The organism is Metasolibacillus sp. FSL K6-0083 (assembly GCF_038630865.1).
GTDB lineage: Bacteria > Bacillota > Bacilli > Bacillales_A > Planococcaceae > Metasolibacillus > Metasolibacillus fluoroglycofenilyticus.
This window is the reverse complement of sequence record NZ_CP152046.1, coordinates 2795491-2813453: the sequence shown is the minus strand read 5'-3', so window position 1 is coordinate 2813453 and position 17963 is coordinate 2795491. Positions and strand designations below refer to the sequence as shown.

Genomic DNA, 17963 nt, shown 5'->3' with positions numbered 1-17963 from the left:
TCGCCCCCTTTTCCCATTATTTCGGCTCGAGGTCCTCAATTGAATCAATGTCCACATATGCTGGCACAACCAAGCCAGAGCGCGCGCCTGCCATATTTTCACCTAAATCAATAAAATTATCTTTATGACTTTCATAAAAAGATTGGTGTGTTGTAGGTAGCCAAGGTGCTACCGTCACGTCAGCAGCATTGGTAGCAACCGCTTGGAACATAACTGCTGGGTCAACTTCCGTTAATGTAACATTGTAGCCTCGCTGTGTTAAAACTGTTTTTACGACATTAGCTGAAGCCATTTCTGATTCCCAAGGAACAGAGACGAGCCGAACTTCTTCCCCATTCCCTTGCTCAGTCCCCTCTAACCAGCCATTTACTTTTTCTTCATTGCTCATTACCCAATTTTCGGCTGCCTCCTCAAAGGATGATTTTTCACCTTCAGCTATGACCGCCTGCATATCATCTAATTCCCAATGGAAGGCATCTAAAATTTTATAGACATTTGGCATATCCCTATCAAAATTCAATCTTGCGAGTGTATGGATGCTCTCAGTGCCCCCATAAACGTTTTTCGGGTCATCTAAAAACTTCAAGTCATAGTCCTCGAATTTCCAATGTGGGGCCCAACCTGTTACGACAATTGGCTTTTCATTTTTAATTGCCTCATCTAAAAGAGCAAGCATCCCTGCCGTTGAGCTTTCTTCGATATCCCAACCTGTTAAATTTTCATACTCATTAAGCACATTATGCGTGGACTCAGATATGCCAGCCCCCGGCTCAATGCCTGTAATTGTATAGTTCACAGCTTCACTTACACTATCAAAATTCTGTGTTTCTTCTTTGTCACTACAGCCTACTAACAAGAAAGAAAGTGACAATGCTGAAAAAATACTAGCTTTTTTAAAACTCATAAAATCCCCCTCAAACAATTTATTTTTCAAGGATAACATATAACGCTAAATGTAACAACTCATAAAATAAAACAAGTTGTTACTTAGGGCGCAAATAAAGCTCAAAAAAATATAAGCTCCGTTTAATGCTATATTGCTGTAAATCCTCGAAACACCTTATCTTTCAATGAATCTTTTGCCTTTCCAAATGCGTATTATAGAGTAAGGGCACTATAGACAGAGGGAGGTAACACATGAGCTTTTTAATTTCTCTAATTATTTTTTTAGCTATTTTATTTGTTTTCGGTGGCATCTTAAAAATATCATTTACTATTTTAAAATATATTGCATTCATCGTTATGTTAATTTATATTATAAGATTTGTTATAGCATTACTCTAAATTAAAAAGGTGGGAAATGTACAATAATCACATTTCCCACCTTTTTCAAATTCCCCTATTCCTTCACCCAGTAAGATGAACCGTCTGTATTGCGGTCCATAAATCCATATTCAATCAAATAACGTCTTAAAGTAACAAAATCCTCATGGACGGTTTTTAAAATCATATTCACTTCTTTTTCTGTATAAACTTTGCCAATCGTAAACCGCTGTAAAATATGCTGTAAAATAATAAGCTTTCTCTTTTCCTTACTAGGAATCGTTTCAATACTACCATCTAAACCTTGTTTAAAATAAGTTTGTAGCACTTTTTCACGCTCTTTATCCTCGATACTATAACGCTCATCCACCTGTGTCGCCCCCCTATGAATTTTATAATGATTCGGTTCTGAGAGTAACTGCATTAGGGCTAGGAAGATTTTAGCCTGTCTTTCCTTTTCGCGTAGCTTAAAACGATGTTGTCGCACTGTTGAAATATTGTTAACGCTACTTTCTACAGTAATTTCTTTATCCGATAAGCCTTCATAAAACAGCTTCAGCATCTCCTGCTGCACCTCTGACAAACCACTTGTTTTTTTATCCATTTGCAAAAGGGCGTGAAATGCCGTACCATGCTCTTGCTGTATATGTACCTGTACCATCCCCTCAGCCGTTAAAAACTTATGATGAAACGGATACACCTCATGTAAACAAAACACTAGGTCACAATGAAGACAGCGATATTGCAATCCATCTAATTGATAGCCTTTCATCAATTCCCCAACCGATATATTTTGAAAATCCACCATTACCACCTCGATAAATATATTATAATATATTTACTCATTTGTAAACAAAACTATATATTGTTTATAAATATATTAATTAGCTCGTTTTATATAAATTCATCTTTCAAGAATTAAATCAAAATTGGCTGTTGACATCGTTGAAATTTTAAGATAAATTAAGAGCTAATTTAAAAGGCAAAGAAAAGGATATGAGTCATTTTTGAGAAGATCATTAGAGAGGGGAATCACCGGCTGAAAATTTCCTGATTGGACAAAATGATTTACTCCCTTGGAGCCGCGTTAGGAAACTAGCGACGTTTACAGGCGTTATCTGTATCAATGAGCTACTGATGTAATGCATGAGTAGGAATTTGGGTGGAACCACGGGTATACAGCACATATTCGTCCCTTTCGAGGGCGAGTATGTGCTTTTTGTTTACCAAAAAACGAAAAGGAGATAACTGCAATGATAATTAGACCAATTACAATAACTGATGCAGAAAAGTTTATAGAGTTAAGTAAAAAAATTGATGAGTCTGGATTTATGTTGTATGAGCCTGGAGAACGAGAGATAACTGTTGAACAGCAAAGAAAATCAATTGAAAGAATCCTATCTGAAAAAAAATCAATCTTCTTTGTAGCTGAAGCCGAAAGTAAAATTGTTGGTTTTATCGCAGCGTTAGGTGGCAACCTAAAAAGAAACCAGCATTCTGCGTATCTAGTCTTAGGTATTCTCGAAGAATATCAAGGGCAAGGGATTGCAACTAAACTATTCAACCGAATTTTCGAGTGGTCACAAGAAGTTGAAATTTCCAGATTAGAGCTTACTGTTATAAAAGATAATATAAAAGCATTCAACTTATATAGAAAAATGGGCTTTATATTGGAAGGTGAAAAAGTGCATTCATTAATAATAAATGGAATGCCTGTTAATGAATATTATTTGTATAAGTTATTATAAATCTAATAAAGACAACAATTAAAATGTCTGAAATAGTTGCTATTTTAGACACTAAAAAACTGTTATTTCAATGTATTTTTAACACCAATTTTATTTTTCTACTCTAAAACTGAACTACCTTTTTTCAATGCATTGAAATAAATGTTTTTATCGTTTCCCTTTTACTGAAGGATAACACTGCTAAAGCCAATGTTCCTCCCATTTTTAAAAGAGGCATTTTCTGTTTATATGAATCAACATTTTGTGAAACATCATCGCTACTGTCCAAAATGCCGGCTATGCACGGCTTTTGGGACAGCCCTTTACCTCTTGAAAACACTAGATTTAACATCTTCTTACATTAAATTTAATGTATGTTCCTCAATCAGCTCAATATTTCTCCTATTCAACGTGTAATCCTGTATATACTTCCCTATATCCGCATAAAGTCGAACATTTTGTAGCTCTGTTACCTTAAGCCATTTTACACCTATTTGATTAGGGTCAGCTTTTGTTGGAAGTCTTGGAACAGAACCGTCCTTTAATTCACATTCGAACATCATTACTAATGTATGCGTAGTACCGAATTTTTCTAAGTTAAGATGCGGGACGTATTCATAGACAAAAGCTAACGGACCGACCTCTACTTCAATACAAGCTTCTTCTCTAGCTTCGCGTCTTACTGCCTCTATAATAGATTCATTCGGTTCAACACCACCAGCAGGTAAATCGTAAACAAGCCCTCTATTAGGGTCATTATATTCTGTTAATAATATTTGACTATTTTTAATAATGACTGCCCCTGCACGAACTCTTATATGAAAATGCATTTCCGTTCACTTCCTATGTTGTGATATACTTCAATTCTATTGTTTATTTAATCATTTTAAAAGGGGGCTTCGCAATGGAGAAATGGGATTTATATGATTATCATCGCAATAAAATAGGAAAACAAATAATGCGCGGAGATGCGATGGCAGTGAATGAGCTGCACTTAGTCGTGCATGTTTGCATTTTTAATTCGAACGGAGAAATGCTTATCCAGCAGCGTCAGCCCTTTAAGCAAGGTTGGTCTAATCTTTGGGATATTACATGTGGTGGCAGTGCCGTTGCAGGTGATACAAGTCAACAGGCAGCTGCACGCGAATTATTTGAAGAACTTGGCATTCATTATGACTTTGAAAACATCCGTCCACAATTGACGATTAATTTTGAACGCGGCTTTGATGATTATTATTTAATTGAGTACGATGTTGATTTAAGCACATTGACGCTACAACCCGAGGAAGTACAAGCTGTTAAATGGGCTTCACAGGAGGAGATTTTTAAGCTAATCGAGGATGGGGTATTTATTCCATACTATAAAGGCATTATTAATTTCCTTTTTGAGAGCAGACGACAATATGGTTCGATTCGTCTCTAACAAAGAAGGCAGGCGGCGAGCAAGTTAGCACTTGTTTTTTCCGTCTGCCTTCTGCGTTTTTTATTTCTCAATAAAACGTTCAAAAGCCTCTACCTTCAATGGCTTACTATAGTAATAGCCTTGACCTAAAAACGTAGCCCCCTTGCTCAGCTCCTTTAGCTCAACCCCTTCTGCTATAACATTCAAGCCTATCGAGTTGGCTCAATGGATAATTGCTTGAGCAATGGTCTTACTCTCACCATTCAAATAAATATCCTTCACAAACGACTGGTCGACATTTAATGCATCAATCGGAAGGGGCTGTCCAAAAAGCCGTGCATAGCCGGCATTTTGGATAGTAGCGATGATGTTTCATAAGATGTTGATTCATATAAACAAAGAACGCCTCTTTTAAAAATGGGATGAACATTGACTTTAGCAGCGTTATCCTTCAGTAAAATTGGAGCGATGAAAACATTGATTTCAATGCAGTGTCAAAACAAAATGGACTTTTCGGACAACTCCTATAGCCTGTTCCAAAATCAGCTACTTAAATTTGAATGCCGCGTTTGCGAATTTCCTTTAAAATGTCTACTGTATTTTTAATATCCGCTAAAATGCTTTCAGTTCCTTCTAATTCAAGCAACTTTGGAGCTAACTCCTTAACTCCTTTACACCAAAAGAGAAGCGAAAGGGCTGTCCTAAAAGATATTCCCTGATTTCATTCTAATCAAGCGGGCGCACTTCAATGGGGATTAATTTATTTTCTAAACGCTCGCGATATTGCTCATATTGTGCGGGTAACTTTAAATTACTGCCCATTGTTTCAGCAGTTTCATCATGTGTAAAGCCTGGCGGGTCTGTCGCAATTTCAAATAATATTTCGCCAGATTCTCGGAAATAAATAGCGTTAAAATAGTTACGGTCTTTCACTTCGGTTACGTGCTGCCCTTTACTTATCGCATATTTCTGCCATTCAATATGGTCTTTATCGTCATTAGCACGCCAAGCTATATGATGCACGGTTCCAACTCCCATTGTTCCTCGAACATCCGTTGTCATCTTTAAGTCAATAATATTGCCGATTTCAGCAGTTGCTTTAAAGCGTGTATAATCTCCTTCTTGTGCAACCATTTCTAGCCCCATTACATCCGTCAAAGTTGTAGCTGTTTCCTTTGGCTTGCTTGAATAGAGTATCGCTCCACCAAAGCCTTTAATTGCAACGTCCTTTGTTACACCACCGAATGACCAACTATTTTTCTCACTACTTTCGCGTTCAACGATTTCAAGATGTAAACCATGTGGGTCATCAAATTGTATAAATGCTTCCCCGAATCGAGTAGCATCTTTATAAGCTATATTAAATTTCGTTAATCTTGTTTTCCAAAAATCTAGTGCTCCTACAGGCACAATATATGTTGTGACTCCAACTTGACCGTCACCAATTCGCCCTTTATATGCGTCTGCCCACGGGAAAAATGTAATAATTGTGCCGGGCTTTCCACCCTCGTCACCAAAATATAAGTGGTATGTTCCCGGGTCATCAAAATTTACTGTTTGTTTAACAAGACGCAGACCAAGAATGCCTGCATAAAAATCAATATTTTCCTGTGGATGTCCTACAATTGCTGTAATATGATGTATACCTGTCGTTTGTTTTTTCATAACTAGCTCCTCCTAAATGGACATTAGTAAAACTTATCTATGATAAAACGTAAATCTATCTTAATTCAGCAGAATTTGCTGACCTAAAATAGAGCTACGGTGCTGAGGTTAAGACCCATCGCTTTTGATACAACGTTTATTTACTTTAGCTTTAAAACAAGCTACTTGCCTTTTTGAACAGTCATTATTTTAAGATTCATCCGAAAAGCAGTGCTTTACACTGCTTTTCGGACGCCTCCATTATCGAATCGTTTTTAATGCAGTAGCCCAAGGAATTACTTGGTCTAACATTTCATTTACAGAATTCCCTTGGTGTGCACCCGGTTTGAAATCTGTACCATTTTCAAAATCTGTAAACAGAGATAATGCAGGGTGCACTCGCACATCCGCCACTAACAATTCCCCTAAAATACCTCGTAAATGCTCTGCTGCACGAGCCCCACCGACAGACCCATAGGATACAATACCCGCTGCTTTGTTATTCCATTCTTCTCGTAAATAATCTAATGCATTTTTTAGAGCGCCTGTAATTGAATGGTTATATTCTTGCACGATAAATACGAAACCGTCCTGCTGCGCAATAGCCTTAGACCAAGCTGCCGCGCCTGATGCATCGCCACCTGCTTCACCTAATAACGGTAATTTATAATCTGCAATATCAATAATAGTGTAGTTTGCATCTCCACGTTTTTCTGCAATTTCTTTCACCCAAGCACCTACTTGCGGGCTTACACGACCTTCACGAGTCGATCCTAAAATAATACCAATATTTAATTTTTCCATGATTTGTTCCTCCTGCTTTTCAGTTCCAAATAATTTATTTAAAAAACCCATTTTTTTATTTCTCTCCTCTATGCTAAAACTTTTTAAATTTCCCCAACAATTATCTCGAAACCGAGGTAATTGTTTAAAAAAATTTATAAGTTGCTTGCTTTATAACCTATTCGCTTTAACAAAGCAATTGTTTCATCAATCTCTATAGCTTCTAAATCCGCAAATATCGTACTAATTTTTAATTTATGTTTCGGAAAAATCTCATCCATTAATGCTTTTCCTTCAGTTGTTAATGCTGCATATATCACACGTCGGTCTTCTGGGCAGCCTTTGCGACTAACATATTTTTTTTGTTCTAGCTTATCTACTACGTACGTAATACTACTGCTAGAAATCAGAACGCTTTTTCCAATTATTTGAATGGGCTGGTCACCTTTATGATACAGCAGCTCTAGCACAGAAAACTCTGTTGGATTTAAGCAATACGTAGCAACGTCTTGCCTAATTACTTCCTGTATAGCTTGGGAGGCACGAAGTATAACGGTAACTGCTTTCAGTTCTTTTGCTGCTAGTTCCATTCGTATCACTCCTATATTGTGACTAAATATGATGAATTTATACTTTCAAATCTATTCATCATATTTAGTTCATTTCATTTTATATTTATGCGCCTGGATTTAATTCAAGCTCCACTTTAATTTTTATATCCTTACCAACAAGTACGCCACCTGTTTCTAACGCCGCGTTCCATGTTAAGCCAAATTCTTCACGGTTAATTTTTGCTTCCGCTTCAAATCCATAAACTTCTACACCCCAAGGGTTCGTGCCTTTACCACCATATTCTACTTCAAATGTTACCGGTTTTGTTACGTCCTTGATTGTTAAATCACCAGTCACTTTATAATCTTCGCCGTCTTTCGTAATGCTTGTAGAATTGAATTGAATCGCTGCATACGCTTCTACATCAAAGAAATCAGCAGATTTTAAATGATTGTCACGGTCTTCATTATTTGTATCAATGCTTGCTGTATCTAGCGAAAACGCAATCTTTGCTGTTGTTAAATCAGCTAAATCTGAAGCCTCTACATCTGCTGTATAAGAAGCAAATTGCCCTTTCACTTTTGATACCATCATATGCTTTACTTCAAATCCAATTGCTGAATGAGATTGGTCTACTGTCCACTTTGCCATTATAAAATTCCTCCTGTTTTTTATCTCGAATTCGAGATATATAATTAAAATTTTATCATCCCGTTATTTTCCACGTCTGAAGTGAAATAGTAGGATGATTCGAATAAACTTAACTATCTCGAAATCATTTATCTCGATTTCAAAATAAATTTAACACATATTCATTTGCCTTGTCAACACATTTCAAAAAACTTTTTTTAAAAATAAATACCTAAGTAATTCAGCCAAATGTCCAGTATTTCATTTATAGGCAATATAGTACTATTTTATAAAAGTGATATGGGGAGGAGGATAACCATGAATATTTTACATGTAGTATTAAAAACCAATAAACTGAATGACATGAAATATTTTTATAAAGAAGAATTAGGATTTTCATTAGTAGATGAAACAACGCATAGCTTTAAAGTTAAATTTGGGCATAGCACAATCGAATTTAATAATAAAGATGTAGAAGGAAATCCATACTATCACTTTGCCTTTGATATTCCTTCAAATCAATTTAAAGAGGCAAAAGAATGGGTGAAACAGCGTACAACTCTTTTAACTGAAGAAGGTAAAGATGAAATCGACTTTAGTCATTTATTTGCAAAATCACTTTATTTTGAAGACCCGGCAGGCAATATTGTGGAATTTATAGCGAGATTAAATACGAATCCATCTAGCAACCAGCCCTTTTCTTTCGAAAGTCTACAAAAGCTCTCTGAAATGAGCCTTGTCGTAAAAAATAAAATTGCAGTTGCCGAAAGATTAATAGCGGCTAATATTGTAGAACGTGATGATTCAGAAATAACTCCTGATTTCTTATCTTTTATGGGGGATAAAAAAACAAAAGTTTATTTATTGCTTACTAATCCCGGAAGAAGATGGCTTTTTTCCGATAAGAAATCTGTTCCTTTTCCATTGGACATCTTTTTAGATTCGGGAATTAAATTGGGCGTAAATGATGAACACGAATTTTATATTGGTTGAGCGTCCGAAAAGCATGCTGTAGCGCTACGTTTCAGTCGTATTTCTTTGAAAATGTGATAATCATTAAATTTAGCAGCTTTCCTCCGTGGAGAAGTGAAAATCAAATTTCCGTTGCATTGAGAGAAGCTAAAAAAGCCGAAATCCCTTGTTATTATATAAAAGAAAGGATTTCGGTTCATCTTTTGGTAAGGTAAATTATTTCGATAAAGCAATTTTGATATGAGCCAAGTGATGCTCCTCATGCCAAGCTAATTTTGCGATTTTTGTGGCAACTGCTATTTGTCCGTTTACTTGATGTGTGAAAACTCTAGTTAATTGCTCCTCAGTTAGTTTTTGCCCTAAAGAAACGATTCGCGCATTAATACCTTCCAACATTTTAATAGAACTTTCTATAGGTAGCTCTGTATCTGGTTGAATAGCCCATTTCTCCTCATTAAAAGCTGGAACTGTCGGATTCTCATCTGTTAAAGCAAGCTTTAAACGTTGATACATATTTAACTGTGAGTCTGCAATATGATGAACAAGCTGGCGAACTGTCCATGCACCTTCACGATAAGTTTTACTTAATTCCTCAGCACTTAATGTATCGACAGTTTCTCTTAGTCTAGTGGTATAAGTCTCAATTTCCTTTAACCATTCTGCTACATTTTCAAATGTTACTTTTTCAGGAACTTGCAATTGTCCAATTGGGAATTTTACGTCCATTTTCAAGCCTCATTTCCTCAAATAATGTTCATTCACTTGCCTTGATTATAAGTGAATGGATATCAGTTTTTCAAATATTCCGATTTTAATAGTTAACTTATAATGTAAAAAATCGAGCTACATCGAATTTTTAGTTAGCCTCCTTGTGCGATAGATTGTCTTGCCTATTTCAAAATTATTTCTACCCTAAGCTCGTTAGCAAAACCATAATTCCATTCGTTACACCGTGAATAATAACGGATGGCCAAATCGAGCCTGTTCGTTCATATGCTAAAGCAAAAATGATACCGCTAAAGAAGTTTACGGGCATTGCGTTATATGTTGGTAGATGAACAATTGTAAATATTAGTGAGCTTATTAAAATAGCTCCTTTTAATCCTATACGTGTACGTAGCCAGCGATATAAAAAACCGCGATAAAAAATTTCCTCATAAATTGGTGAAATAACTGCCGCAGAAAGTAAGGCAATTAAAACTGTAAAGAAAGTTGCATTTTGCTGTAACGCTTCTGTTTTACTGTTTTCCCATGTGTTTCCTATAAAGCTAGTAAGCACTACGATTATTACAGCACCAGCCATTAAAAGAACAGAAAATATAATGATAATTTTCCAATCCTTTATAGCAAATGATTTTACCCCTACTTCATTCCAAGAGAGCTTTTTAGGACGAAGAGCAATAAAATAAATACCTAAAATTAGAGTAACTGCAATTGTTGCCCCCGTTAACGTTCCTGCATATAGCTCATTGCTGTCAAACCAGTAAACATAGACGGGTTTAACAACGAATTTAATGCATCCTATTACAAACACAAATTCTAGTAATATTAATAATATAAATTCTTTTACCCCCCAAAAGTCCTGTTCCTTCCAGTCTATTTGATTAATTTCCATTTACTATTCCCCTTTCATTATATGGTATAATTCAAGTGTATTAGATGACGTTACGTCACCTGCAAGCTTTTTTAGGAGGAAATGAAATGAAACTTTGGACTATTGGTGAGGTATGTAAGCAAAAAAATATCTCCATCCGCACTCTCCGTTATTATGACCAAATTAATCTCCTCACACCAAGCTTTAAGGATGATAATGGTCGACGCTACTACTCGGAAAAAGATTTGTTTGAATTAGAGAAAATTATTATTCTAAAATCACTTTCACTTCCGCTCGAAAATATACGTGATTTATTAGATAAACTAACATATAAACAAATTTTAATTTCGCATCATAATTATCTACAAGATCAACTAACGAAGCTTCAAACAAGCATTTCTCATACGGCATCATTAATTAATATGATTGATTTAGAAGAATCTTTATCTTGGGAGCAAGTCACTAAACTTGTTCAAAATTCGCAGAATACCCCCAAAAAATGGATTGACTATTTTCAAGATAATGAAAAAGCTTTTTTACAAGAAACAATTCCAAATATCAGTAACAACGATAAGACAACACAGCAATATATTTCATTGCTACGCCGAATCGATTGGTGTATCCAAAATAATATTAAGGCTGAATCACAAGAAGGCTTGCGGCTTGCGTCCAAGTTAATGGAAATATCAAAGGATACTTTTCAAGGAGATACGAAGCTAATGGAGCAATTTTGGGAAGTAAGAAAGCTACCTACTTCAGAAACGGGACTATACCCGATTTCAGAAGAAATACTGGAGTATGTAGAGCGTTGCATTGCCTATGCAGCAACACAAGAATAGATGAAGTCTATATTTTATAGTAAACAAGAAACTGCCCTTGCGGCATTTTGAGACAGTAAGAAAACACCTCCACGTTGATTTGATAAGGTACAATACCCATTTTTCAGCGAAAGGTGTTTTTTATTTGTTTCATTTTTTTAGGTCAGGTGCACTACACCTCTGTATCTATAGGGAGCTTCGAGGTTGTGAATATCATCGAACACTTGCACCAGTTTAATATGCCAATCATCTGTTTCTTATCTAGAAATCTTTAAAAATCTAGCGTAACCTGTTTAAAACATTACCAATCTCTATTATGTTCCCTTTGTATATGAACTTAGCACAAAATAGTACCCCTACGATTTCTCATCGCAAAATCAAAATAAAATTGATTACGCTTAATATTTAATCGTAAAATTCCATATGCGTCTTTTCTTGTCTGTAATAATTCAGTCTGTCCTGCAAGGTTCCCGTATGAAATTCAAACTTATGACCATCTAAATCAGTAAAGTAGATGGACATTTTATCTCTATCGTCTCTAGGACGGCTTGATAAAATGTTTACACCCATTTTCTTTAGTTTTTCGTACACCCTATCAAATTCTGTTTCTTCTATTGAAAAGGCTATATGTGTGTACGATTGATTTATTTCATTGCGAGCAATATTTCTTTCCTCATTTAGAGCAAGCCATATACCGTTTAAGTCGAAGTAGGCAGTGCTTCTTCCTCTAACTAATAATTTCGCACCAAAAGCATTTTGATAAAACTGTATAGAATTCTCTAAATTAGACACTGAAAATAAAAGATGATTTAAACCTTTTATAAGCACTATACCACCCCAAACACGAATATTAATTCAACAAAGTGAATAAACATTCAACCTTTATAATAAACTACGATACTTCCTTTCATATCAAAAATCTTTAGCAGCTCTATGTTCATTTTTTTACACAATGAAAAATAAATGATTTTGTTTTGTCAGTTGCTTGTTTAAATTCCCAATCTCCATATGCTTGAATTTGAGAAAAACCTGCTTGTTGCAATGATTCATGTATTTCCTCTTGCGTTCGAAATTTCAATTGCATCTTTTTATGAATAAGTACCTCATTTGTACGTGCATTTTTCACCGTTTCATAAAATGTAAAAACATTTTCTATGAACCCTTCGTATTCCGTCCAAATTTCAAGCGACTCACCATTCAGCGGATTCGTTGCAACATCAGGTGTAACATCCTTTTCCCACTGTTCCCATGCTTTTGCTAATGGATTACGCGTATCAAAAATAAAATGCCCTCCAGATTTTAATGCTCGATATGCGTCTGAAATAACATTTCGCCAACTTTCCTCTGTAAGAAATACTTGCGCTACATTTGCTGTCATAGTAATAGCATCAAACGAATTGGTTGGTAAATTTGTGCTATCGCCAACAATCCAAGTGACTTCACCTAAATACTCTTTACTTTTCGCATATTCAATTGCCTCTTCATTCGGGTCAATTGCCGTAATATGATAGCCGGCTTCCGCAAAATGCGTTGTCAATCTTCCTGTTCCACAACCTAAATCAGCTATTTTTTTAGCGTTTGTTTTCTTCAACAGCGCTAAAAAGAATTCATCATCTTTCCCCCAGCCGTTAATCTGGTCATATACTAATGGAATCATTTATTTACCTACTTCCTAAATTTCACTTTTATATCAAGTTATTTTTAATTTGATAAAAGTCTTGCTTCACTCAAAGCTTCGTCTAATGATTTAAAAGGTTCTAATCCATAATATTTCATTACTTCAGCATCAGATAGATAATTCAAAATTCTATTTTTATCTATTTAATATAAAATCATCCAAATACCAAGTCGGGACAGGATTATTCATGCCATCAAACCAAGTTAAAACATCCTTTGCCTGATTTTTCATAACGGTTACTTCATGTTCGCCGAAAGGGATTGCCCAAGGTAAGGATGATAGCGTATTGCTACTTATGTACAAAGCGAGCAACAAGAAAAATTCCATAGGTGGTTTTCCGTTAAAATAACCGTTAAGCTGCCCAGTAGCAAAGTGGGGACTGACATCGGCACTCCAAACAATACGATTAAACTCTTCCCATGGATCCCCATAATCATTGCGGTTAAAATCGATTATTCTCAGTTCTCCTTCTGGTGAAATAATCATATTCCCGACATGATAATCACCGTGCTGAAAGCATTGCTCCCTATCTTTCAGAAGATGTCTGTTCTTCTCAATATAAGAGATGATTTTATCATCATCTTCTATTTTAATTTCACAATCTTGGTACATTTTGATTTTGTTATCTATTTTACGGTTAAAACGGACTCCCCACTCTTCTTGCTCATTTGGCGCAGGTATACTGTGAATTTCCTTTAATATTTGCCCGGACTTTACACCTAATAAATACTGCTCAGCTTCTGGCAACTTAGGTAATACAATCTCGGCATCTTCGCCGTCACACCATTTGAAAAGTGAATAAACGCTTTTCCCTTTATCACAAATACCCAATTCAACAGGCTGCGAAATAGGTACATCATTTTCAGCTAACCATTTCATTAATTCATATTCATTTATCTTTTTATCGTATTCTGCAATATCGGCTATACGAAGCAAAAGTTTTTCGTTCGTCAAAGTTTCAACGTAATATTTTTTATCGCTCGACCAACCCTTTTTTATTGGTTTGATTAGTTCAAATGTGCTGTAGTTTTTTATATCTAGCATGGTTTTCCCTCCTTTAGAGCGTATCTTCCTCTTTTATCTGTTCTCAAAGTCTGCTATATACCTTGTTATTTTCTAAACTTACCTTCGAAAACGAGAGCAAATTCCTTTAAGTTCAAGTATACTCTTTAATTTGTCTCTGCATTTTATTCCATTGCAGACGTAGGAGTCGCTTCCTTTACAATGATAATCCCATCATATGCTTTTTGAGGAACCAGCTTAATTAAGATTATTTCCATAAATAAGTATACATTATTCTCATCATCCATGTGCATGATTAATAACAATTCCCAAATGCAGATTTCATAATTTTAACATAATCACTATATCTGACATATCTAAATAATGTATTGGGGTATCTGAGCTTTTACAGATTCGGAAGCTAATTGAATCAATTTCATAAATCGATTTTTTCAAGAGCTTAGACTGCTCCTATATTAAAACTTCCGTTTTTAAAAAATTATGCAGCTTCTTGTTGCGCTTGTAATTGTAAATTGATGCGATCGACTGCTAATTTGCAGGCATTATAAATAAACGTCACCAGGTTGAAATGCAGTTTTGCTTTTTTCCCTGTTCTGTGACGGACATTTTTTAACTGAAAGAATTGCTTTAAATAGGCATTTACTCGTTCTACTGAAGTACGTTCTTTATAGAGTTTTTTCCATTGTTCTGAACCTCTTGCTGGATACGTGTATTTGCGAATATCCGTTTCGCACTTGATTTTGAATACCTTTTGACAGAGTGAATCTTCACGTAATGGACATGTTTCACATTCTTTAGGACGCGTAAATTTTAGGGTCTGGTATTTTTCATCTTAGCTGTCGTAACAGTAGCTATGTTCTCGCACACAGGTCGGACGGAAATGAGCATCGAAGCCAACCATTTCAGATTCACGTTGCATGACATAAGGAATCACGGCTTTCATATCTTGATTCAAGATTTGGCGGTAAATGGCTTCATAATCATACCCTGCATCCAAAATGGCTGTTGTAAAATGGTCCGGTACTAATTCCGCTACCTTTTTCAGTAAAGGAATCGCTGCTTTACTATCACTTAAATTACCGGATGACATTAAGCGTGCCACAATATATTGGCTTTTTGTGGAGACAGCTAAATGTCCCTTGAAGCCATACCAGAACGTGTTTTTACCGTCACTATTTTTCTTGATTCCCCACCTCGGTTCAATGGGGATATCTCGCCAAAGCGTACTTGCTGGAATCGTTAACTGCGCCTCGATTTTCTTTTCATAAGTCGTTTGATTCGCTTCGATTTCTGCTTGTTCAGCGAGCCAGGCAGCGCGTTCTTTTTTGGATTTACGTCCACGTTTTTTCGGTGGTGCTGCTTCCTTTTTTTCAGAAGGCTTTGAGGCATCACGAGACTCGAAATGCGTGGCGTCAAAACTAAGGTGTTCATCACAAAGAAACCCTTCAATAAAGGCTGTTTGAATGAGTTCGTCTTGCATCCTATCCATTACATCTGACTCACTAATCACGTGAATCATCCGTGAATAAGACGCTTCAGATGGCACTGAATCTGAAACGAGAAACCCGCAATCCAGACGGAATAAAGGATCGTTGACTAAACGTTTGACTAAGTCTTTTATTGTAGGAATGCGTTCGATGATCCGAATAATCAGTGATTGAATCATCGCACCATAGTTCCATTCACGTGGAGCGCCACGCAATGTCTTTTTAGAAAAAAGCTGAAAAATTGGCTGTACATCGAAAGTGGAGAAAATGGCATCAAAACGACGTGAACTTTCCAAATCCAATAATTCTTGGATGTCAAAAAGGCTAATTTGTTTTACAATAGTCATAGGGCATTCACCTCTTGGTTAATTTGGTTTCGTCGCTTAAATTATACCAAAATGGGGAGGTGCCCTTTTATTTTTGTTTGATACCCCTTGATACCAAAGGGATTGGAATTATGAAATTAACTCAATTAAAGAAAGATTTGATTGATGAGGAAATTGTAAGACTAGCTGTAGAGGACAGTGGTTTGGCATGAAGCGAGGAGTTTTAGTCTATAACCAGCGGGAGCAAGAATAGCAAGTGTGGATCGGTCAGACGTGTTATTGGATTCAACCAGGTGACATGTTTGAATTGAAGATTCAAAAAGACTATTTTAAAGCTTTTTTAGAAAAAGATATAAGTGAAGGGATTATAAGGCTAAATCAATCCGTTGTATTTACTCTAAACGTGCATGAAGTTTATAAGATTCGTATTAAAACACAAGATTATTTTCCAGTTAATGCCCTATTTTAGGGCATTTTTTTATAAGTCTACATCTGAAAAAATGTGAACGAGAATGTGCACATTCTGAAATAAAGTGAAAAAAATCGCACATTAATTCAGATTTTCTCCTGAAATAAAGTGAAAAGGAGTACCCGAAATAATGTGCTCGGTTACAACAAGATAGGAAAAAAGATTGTAAGAAATGACTTCACAGGTGAATTAACTTTTCAATATTCTTCATTAAGATTGGAACAAGTAGAGCGTTTATTAAAAGCAATTTCCAATGAGTTAGGATTTCCTATTGCATTACCAAATGAAGAATTTATAGAAATTCAACAGTTTCATCTTGTATATGTAAATGCAGATGAAGTAAGCGACTTGATGGGAAATGAACGAGTTTTTAGTTATGCGTTTACAGGCAAAGATAAGATTGCTGTGAGTTATATGTACAAACGAGATATAGAGAGATTAAGGAAAGCAGGGGCTTAATGCTCCTGTTTTTTGAGTGGGGAAAACGCTCCTATAATAAAGTAAGTAAAAGGTGGTTTTCTTCAAATTTAATTTAGGATTTTGTCCTATTTTTTCGTAATAAATAAACAACTTCAATGTTGATAGAAAGAGAGCAATTTAATGACAACTAAGACAGACACAAATTCACCAATTGGTAAGGAAATATCAAAAGTTCCTAACCGTCATAAAGCATACTTTGAAACAGATGAAAGTGGAATCATCACATCATACAAGCGTAGCGTAGGCATTGATAAAGCCATTCTTAAAGCACGTTTAACAACAGAGGAAATTGATGATTTGCTTTCACGATTCAACTACTATATTGAGCATGAATCGCTATCAAATGGCTATATTGAGCATGAATCGCTATCAAATGGCTATATAAAGATTTACTACATCATGGACTTGAGAGAGCCGTTTGGTGTCTTTATAAAGTTACAGCCATTTGAAACAGGTGTTAATGCAGAAATTCAACTTCATTCACAGTTCGTAACCAATTTAGCAGGGAACAGCCCTATAATTCTTGATGTATTGAACAATCCTAAGTGGTTTATCGTTCGCTTAGATGTTGCTACAGATTATGTAACACCGTTTAACACAAGTGCTTATTTGCGTACACATGGTAATAAGAAGCAGGAGAACTTTGATACATCATCATGGGCAGGTTCTACCGCTAACCCTAACAAAAAATCATGTGATTCACATTATGATAGGGCTGTTGAAGATGATACACTTGAAACAAATTTTATCAATCGTTTTGAGGTTAAATTATTCTTTAAAGAAGCCGACAATATGACTTTTGGTAATCTAAATCATTCAGTGATTGTACAGCGATTGCAAAAAGAAATGTTTATACCATGCCTGACGTACTCGTATTTTAACGATAAGAGCGTTAAGACGAACAGGGGTACTAAATCATATATTGACCTTATTAAGCAAGCCAAGCAAGCAGGTAACGAGAACGCTATACGCTTGCTGTTGACTGATAGCCAATGGAAAACATTCCGTAAATGCTTCAAGGAAAGTCGTGATGATATTGAACAGGCATATCTTGATTCACTAAGTTATATATATGGATTTTTAAAAGCACATCTTTGATTTGATGTGCTTTTTTA

Annotated in this window: 19 protein-coding genes and 1 pseudogene; 6 read left to right on the top strand and 14 right to left on the bottom strand. The window is 35.7% G+C overall.

All coding sequences use genetic code 11. From position 1 onward, the window contains the following. Nucleotides 1-16: 16 nt before the first annotated feature. Together MHB51_RS13225 and MHB51_RS13220 are read right to left on the bottom strand one after the other, a co-directional pair. Nucleotides 17-904, bottom strand: a complete 888-nt coding sequence (locus tag MHB51_RS13225; RefSeq protein WP_342558337.1) for a glycine betaine ABC transporter substrate-binding protein — start codon at nt 902-904, stop codon at nt 17-19. 435 nt (nt 905-1339) lie between these two features. Beyond that, nucleotides 1340-2071 carry a DUF2087 domain-containing protein gene (locus MHB51_RS13220; RefSeq protein ID WP_342558336.1) on the bottom strand — a complete coding sequence of 244 codons (732 nt, stop codon included), beginning with the start codon at nt 2069-2071 and terminating at the stop codon, nt 1340-1342. Nucleotides 2072-2516: 445 nt separating this feature from the next. Between MHB51_RS13220 and MHB51_RS13215 the strand changes: the two genes are divergently transcribed. Beyond that, on the top strand, nt 2517-3011 hold the full coding sequence (locus MHB51_RS13215; RefSeq protein ID WP_107943451.1) for a GNAT family N-acetyltransferase: 495 nt from the start codon (nt 2517-2519) through the stop codon (nt 3009-3011). Between the two features lie 335 nt (nt 3012-3346). Here MHB51_RS13215 and MHB51_RS13210 read toward each other — a convergent pair whose 3' ends face one another. Continuing rightward, nucleotides 3347-3820 (bottom strand): NUDIX domain-containing protein, encoded by a 474-nt coding sequence (locus MHB51_RS13210; RefSeq protein WP_107943452.1) that lies wholly within the window; start codon nt 3818-3820, stop codon nt 3347-3349. Between the two features lie 74 nt (nt 3821-3894). Between MHB51_RS13210 and MHB51_RS13205 the strand changes: the two genes are divergently transcribed. After that, nucleotides 3895-4413 carry an NUDIX domain-containing protein gene (locus tag MHB51_RS13205; protein ID WP_066165297.1) on the top strand — a complete coding sequence of 173 codons (519 nt, stop codon included), beginning with the start codon at nt 3895-3897 and terminating at the stop codon, nt 4411-4413. Nucleotides 4414-4473: 60 nt separating this feature from the next. Here MHB51_RS13205 and MHB51_RS13200 read toward each other — a convergent pair whose 3' ends face one another. From MHB51_RS13200 to MHB51_RS13180, 5 genes are all read right to left on the bottom strand, one after another. Beyond that, a complete protein-coding gene (locus MHB51_RS13200) occupies nt 4474-4599 on the bottom strand; it encodes a hypothetical protein (RefSeq protein WP_342558335.1) in 126 nt (41 codons plus the stop codon). Nucleotides 4600-5118: 519 nt separating this feature from the next. Next, nucleotides 5119-6057 (bottom strand): ring-cleaving dioxygenase, encoded by a 939-nt coding sequence (locus tag MHB51_RS13195; protein WP_342558334.1) that lies wholly within the window; start codon nt 6055-6057, stop codon nt 5119-5121. Nucleotides 6058-6297: 240 nt separating this feature from the next. Continuing rightward, nucleotides 6298-6891 carry an NADPH-dependent FMN reductase gene (locus tag MHB51_RS13190; protein ID WP_066165292.1) on the bottom strand — a complete coding sequence of 198 codons (594 nt, stop codon included), beginning with the start codon at nt 6889-6891 and terminating at the stop codon, nt 6298-6300. An 83-nt stretch (nt 6892-6974) separates the two neighbouring features. After that, entirely contained in the window at nt 6975-7409 is a 435-nt protein-coding gene (locus tag MHB51_RS13185) for a MarR family transcriptional regulator (RefSeq protein WP_066165289.1), read from the bottom strand. Nucleotides 7410-7494: 85 nt separating this feature from the next. Then, on the bottom strand, nt 7495-8022 hold the full coding sequence (locus tag MHB51_RS13180; RefSeq protein WP_066165287.1) for a YceI family protein: 528 nt from the start codon (nt 8020-8022) through the stop codon (nt 7495-7497). Nucleotides 8023-8319: 297 nt separating this feature from the next. Here MHB51_RS13180 and MHB51_RS13175 point away from each other — a divergent pair, with 297 nt between their 5' ends. Beyond that, nucleotides 8320-8994 carry a VOC family protein gene (locus MHB51_RS13175; RefSeq protein ID WP_107943457.1) on the top strand — a complete coding sequence of 225 codons (675 nt, stop codon included), beginning with the start codon at nt 8320-8322 and terminating at the stop codon, nt 8992-8994. A 195-nt stretch (nt 8995-9189) separates the two neighbouring features. Here the strand turns inward: MHB51_RS13175 and MHB51_RS13170 are convergent, their stop codons facing one another. Then, on the bottom strand, nt 9190-9699 hold the full coding sequence (locus MHB51_RS13170; protein ID WP_107943458.1) for a YfiT family bacillithiol transferase: 510 nt from the start codon (nt 9697-9699) through the stop codon (nt 9190-9192). Nucleotides 9700-9880: 181 nt separating this feature from the next. Continuing rightward, complete coding sequence (locus MHB51_RS13165) at nt 9881-10588, bottom strand: type II CAAX endopeptidase family protein (RefSeq protein WP_342558333.1); 708 nt, start codon at nt 10586-10588, stop codon at nt 9881-9883. A gap of 86 nt (nt 10589-10674) precedes the next feature. Between MHB51_RS13165 and MHB51_RS13160 the strand changes: the two genes are divergently transcribed. Then, the gene (locus MHB51_RS13160) at nt 10675-11406 is read left to right on the top strand and encodes a MerR family transcriptional regulator (protein ID WP_342558332.1); all 732 of its coding nucleotides are present in this window, start codon (nt 10675-10677) and stop codon (nt 11404-11406) included. A gap of 384 nt (nt 11407-11790) precedes the next feature. Here MHB51_RS13160 and fosM read toward each other — a convergent pair whose 3' ends face one another. The 4 genes and pseudogenes from fosM to MHB51_RS13140 form a co-directional block, all read right to left on the bottom strand. Continuing rightward, nucleotides 11791-12213, bottom strand: coding sequence for a FosM family fosfomycin resistance protein (fosM, locus tag MHB51_RS13155; protein ID WP_342558331.1), 423 nt, complete (start codon nt 12211-12213; stop codon nt 11791-11793). A 109-nt stretch (nt 12214-12322) separates the two neighbouring features. Then, nucleotides 12323-13042 (bottom strand): class I SAM-dependent methyltransferase, encoded by a 720-nt coding sequence (locus tag MHB51_RS13150; RefSeq protein WP_342558330.1) that lies wholly within the window; start codon nt 13040-13042, stop codon nt 12323-12325. A gap of 156 nt (nt 13043-13198) precedes the next feature. After that, on the bottom strand, nt 13199-14107 hold the full coding sequence (locus MHB51_RS13145) for a phosphotransferase family protein (protein WP_342558329.1): 909 nt from the start codon (nt 14105-14107) through the stop codon (nt 13199-13201). 457 nt (nt 14108-14564) lie between these two features. Further along, nucleotides 14565-15920, bottom strand: a pseudogene (locus MHB51_RS13140) (transposase). A 664-nt stretch (nt 15921-16584) separates the two neighbouring features. Here MHB51_RS13140 and MHB51_RS13135 point away from each other — a divergent pair. Together MHB51_RS13135 and MHB51_RS13130 are read left to right on the top strand one after the other, a co-directional pair. Further along, the gene (locus MHB51_RS13135) at nt 16585-16827 is read left to right on the top strand and encodes a hypothetical protein (protein WP_342558328.1); all 243 of its coding nucleotides are present in this window, start codon (nt 16585-16587) and stop codon (nt 16825-16827) included. Between the two features lie 141 nt (nt 16828-16968). Next, nucleotides 16969-17946 carry a hypothetical protein gene (locus tag MHB51_RS13130; RefSeq protein ID WP_342558327.1) on the top strand — a complete coding sequence of 326 codons (978 nt, stop codon included), beginning with the start codon at nt 16969-16971 and terminating at the stop codon, nt 17944-17946. Nucleotides 17947-17963: the final 17 nt, after the last annotated feature.

Coding starts and splice junctions, on each gene's coding strand:
- MHB51_RS13225 (WP_342558337.1), bottom strand. CDS start 904: ATGAGTTTTAAAAAAGCTAGTATTTTTTCAGCATTGTCACTTTCTTTC.
- MHB51_RS13220 (WP_342558336.1), bottom strand. CDS start 2,071: ATGGTGGATTTTCAAAATATATCGGTTGGGGAATTGATGAAAGGCTAT.
- MHB51_RS13215 (WP_107943451.1), top strand. CDS start 2,517: ATGATAATTAGACCAATTACAATAACTGATGCAGAAAAGTTTATAGAG.
- MHB51_RS13210 (WP_107943452.1), bottom strand. CDS start 3,820: ATGCATTTTCATATAAGAGTTCGTGCAGGGGCAGTCATTATTAAAAAT.
- MHB51_RS13205 (WP_066165297.1), top strand. CDS start 3,895: ATGGAGAAATGGGATTTATATGATTATCATCGCAATAAAATAGGAAAA.
- MHB51_RS13195 (WP_342558334.1), bottom strand. CDS start 6,057: ATGAAAAAACAAACGACAGGTATACATCATATTACAGCAATTGTAGGA.
- MHB51_RS13190 (WP_066165292.1), bottom strand. CDS start 6,891: ATGGGTTTTTTAAATAAATTATTTGGAACTGAAAAGCAGGAGGAACAA.
- MHB51_RS13185 (WP_066165289.1), bottom strand. CDS start 7,409: ATGGAACTAGCAGCAAAAGAACTGAAAGCAGTTACCGTTATACTTCGT.
- MHB51_RS13180 (WP_066165287.1), bottom strand. CDS start 8,022: ATGGCAAAGTGGACAGTAGACCAATCTCATTCAGCAATTGGATTTGAA.
- MHB51_RS13175 (WP_107943457.1), top strand. CDS start 8,320: ATGAATATTTTACATGTAGTATTAAAAACCAATAAACTGAATGACATG.
- MHB51_RS13170 (WP_107943458.1), bottom strand. CDS start 9,699: ATGGACGTAAAATTCCCAATTGGACAATTGCAAGTTCCTGAAAAAGTA.
- MHB51_RS13165 (WP_342558333.1), bottom strand. CDS start 10,588: ATGGAAATTAATCAAATAGACTGGAAGGAACAGGACTTTTGGGGGGTA.
- MHB51_RS13160 (WP_342558332.1), top strand. CDS start 10,675: ATGAAACTTTGGACTATTGGTGAGGTATGTAAGCAAAAAAATATCTCC.
- MHB51_RS13150 (WP_342558330.1), bottom strand. CDS start 13,042: ATGATTCCATTAGTATATGACCAGATTAACGGCTGGGGGAAAGATGAT.
- MHB51_RS13145 (WP_342558329.1), bottom strand. CDS start 14,107: ATGCTAGATATAAAAAACTACAGCACATTTGAACTAATCAAACCAATA.
- MHB51_RS13130 (WP_342558327.1), top strand. CDS start 16,969: ATGACAACTAAGACAGACACAAATTCACCAATTGGTAAGGAAATATCA.